The 2,811-nt window shown below is 43.8% G+C and carries 2 protein-coding genes; both read left to right on the forward strand.

The window, feature by feature from the left end:
- The first annotated feature begins 346 nt into the window (after positions 1-346).
- Positions 347-1,951: a glutamine-hydrolyzing GMP synthase gene (gene guaA / locus EPB74_RS13315; protein WP_274904625.1), complete on the forward strand. Its 1,605-nt coding sequence runs from the start codon at positions 347-349 to the stop codon at positions 1,949-1,951.
- Positions 1,952-2,109: 158 nt separating this feature from the next.
- Positions 2,110-2,757: a hypothetical protein gene (locus EPB74_RS13320; protein ID WP_274904626.1), complete on the forward strand. Its 648-nt coding sequence runs from the start codon at positions 2,110-2,112 to the stop codon at positions 2,755-2,757.
- The last annotated feature ends 54 nt before the right edge of the window (positions 2,758-2,811 follow it).

The raw sequence follows: 2,811 nt of genomic DNA on the forward strand, positions 1-2,811 counted from the left end.
AGCTGTTCCCAGAGATTATCGGTTAATGCTTGTCTGGCCATCTTTCCTGAATACCTAACGATTGCTAAAATATAGACCTTATTTTAGCGCCTATATATGCTTTTTCCAATTAGGGACACGCCCTAATCAAGCCACTTATTTATTATCAACCTTATCACCTCTTGTTTTGTACGCTTAGCTTCCGAACATTCAAATAATCGCTAATATCTGTTAATAACTATCACTATCCATTAACAACTATCAAGAACTGTGAATTATCATGAATAATTAACCATCTAATCGCCATCATCGTGCGGAAACTTGTTAAAATAGGGCACCAATTTTATCTATTGATGGACATCGATTTATGACCACTGCCGCTGCTACTCCTGCAATACCTACGATTAAAGAAGACCGCATCTTAATCCTTGATTTTGGCTCACAATATAGTCAATTAATCGCTCGTCGTGTACGCGATTCAGGGGTATTTTGTGAGATGTTCCCGTTTGATATCGATACCCAGCGCATCACAGATTTTGGCGCAAAAGGCATCATCCTATCGGGTGGCCCTGAGAGTGTGCATGCTGAAAATAGCCCGCGTATCAATGACGCCGTATTTGACTTAGGCGTACCGGTATTAGGTATTTGCTACGGTATGCAAGCAATGGCAGAGCGTTTCGGCGGCAAAGTTCACGCCAGTGATATCCATGAGTTTGGCGCATCGACTATCAATATTGATGGTAAATCTGTACTTATAGATGGCAACGAAGACGCTGCTGGTAAGCTCAATGTGTGGATGAGTCATGGCGATAAAGTCATTGAAGCGCCTGAAGGTTTTGATATCGTTGCCAGTACACCAAGCTGTCCGATTGCAATTATGGCCGATGAGTCGCGCCATTATTATGGTCTCCAATTCCATCCTGAAGTCACTCACACCGCTCAAGGTGAGGCGTTGATAGGACGTTTTGTGCATCAAATCTGTGACTGCGCGGGCAGCTGGACGCCTGATAATATTATCGATATGCGTATTGCACAATTGCAAAAGCAAATCGGTGATAAACAAGTATTGCTCGGTCTGTCAGGTGGTGTCGATAGCTCAGTCGTCGCGGCATTATTGCATAAAGCCATTGGCGATCAATTAACGTGCGTGTTTGTCGATACCGGTTTATTACGTCTGCACGAAGGCGACCAAGTGATGCAAGTATTTGCGGAAAACATGGGCGTTAAAGTGATTCGTGTTGATGCCGAAGATTTATTCTTGAATGCATTGGCTGGCGAGTCTGATCCTGAAGCCAAGCGTAAAATCATTGGTAAAACCTTTATCGATGTCTTTGCCAATAGTGCCCGTGAAATCAGCGAGCAAAGCGATGGTAAAGTCATCGAATTCTTAGCACAAGGGACGATTTATCCTGACGTGATTGAGTCAGCAAAGTCGCATCAAGGCAAAGCCCACGTGATTAAGAGCCATCATAACGTTGGCGGCTTACCTGATGATTTAGCGTTTGAATTGGTTGAGCCGTTACGTGATTTGTTTAAAGATGAAGTGCGTAAACTCGGTATTACCCTTGGTTTACCGGCTAAAATGATTAACCGCCATCCGTTCCCAGGACCAGGTTTGGGCGTGCGTATCCTTGGCGAAGTGACCAAAGAATTCGCTGATATCCTGCGTTCTGCTGATGCTATCTTTATGGAAGAGTTAGAAAAATCAGGCTGGTATGAGAAGACCGCGCAAGCGTTTGCGGTATTCCAACCGATTAAATCGGTCGGCGTGGTCGGTGATGGCCGCCGTTATGCATGGGTGATTGCGCTACGTGCAGTCGAAACCGTGGACTTTATGACCGCACGCTTTGCGCATCTGCCGTATGACTTAATTGAGACGGTATCGAATCGCATTATGAATGAAATCGCTGAAGTATCACGCGTGACTTATGATGTGTCGAGCAAGCCACCAGCGACGATTGAGTGGGAGTAATCCTCTACTTAGTCTTTAGCTGAAGTAAAAAAGCACTCAACTTGGTTGGGTGTTTTTTTGTATGAAGAACTTTATTTAGAAAGGTTAAGTTTTATATATAATAAATAGCAGATAATACCGTTAAATAACAAAAAATGTTGAAAAATGAGAAGCATAAGATGAAAAGTTTGGAACTCACTGTTGAAGATATTACATCACTTAATGATGGCGACTTAAGAGAGCTAATTGGACGCTTGTGCGAAGCTGAGTTTTTGCAGCAGCAATTGCCCTTGGCTGATGTAACTTGGGGAGGCGCACAGGAAGCAGCTGATGGCGGACTTGATGTGAGCGTTGATAGTAATAGCCTATTAAGTCAGCCTAATTTTATACCAAGAAACCGTACTGGCTTCCAAGTCAAAAAGCATTCAATGGGTAAGGCAGCTTGTCGCAAGGAAATGTTAGATGGGAATAGTCCTAAACCGATTTTGGTAGAACTCGCCACCAGCAAAGGTGCTTACATCATTGTTAGCGGTAAAGATGATTGTTCCGATAAAATGCTGAAAGATCGCTTAGCCGGTATGCAAGAAGCTGTCGGCTCTCTAACTAACAAAGATGATTTAAAGCTCGACTTCTATGGTCGAAGTCGCATCTTGTCATGGTTGCATATTTACCCAAGTGTGACTCTATGGGTTCGTCAAAGAGTTGGAAAACCCTTGTCTGGTTGGAAACCTTTTGGTAGATGGGCGGCAACCCCGGTAACCCTCCCAACCATAAGACACTTATCAAATAGAATTAAGCTGCGTGGTTTAGTTTCTGCATTGGCGTAAAGCCGCCATTGCCCATATTCGGGCGCTCGTGGTTGTAGTGATATAACCAATCTT

It is taken from the genome of Psychrobacter sp. DAB_AL62B, assembly GCF_028895345.1.
Classification (GTDB): domain Bacteria; phylum Pseudomonadota; class Gammaproteobacteria; order Pseudomonadales; family Moraxellaceae; genus Psychrobacter.

Bases quoted from the DNA above. Each gene is read 5' to 3' on its own strand.
- EPB74_RS13320 (WP_274904626.1), top strand. From the start codon at position 2,110: ATGAAAAGTTTGGAACTCACTGTTGAAGATATTACATCACTTAATGAT.
- guaA (WP_274904625.1), top strand. From the start codon at position 347: ATGACCACTGCCGCTGCTACTCCTGCAATACCTACGATTAAAGAAGAC.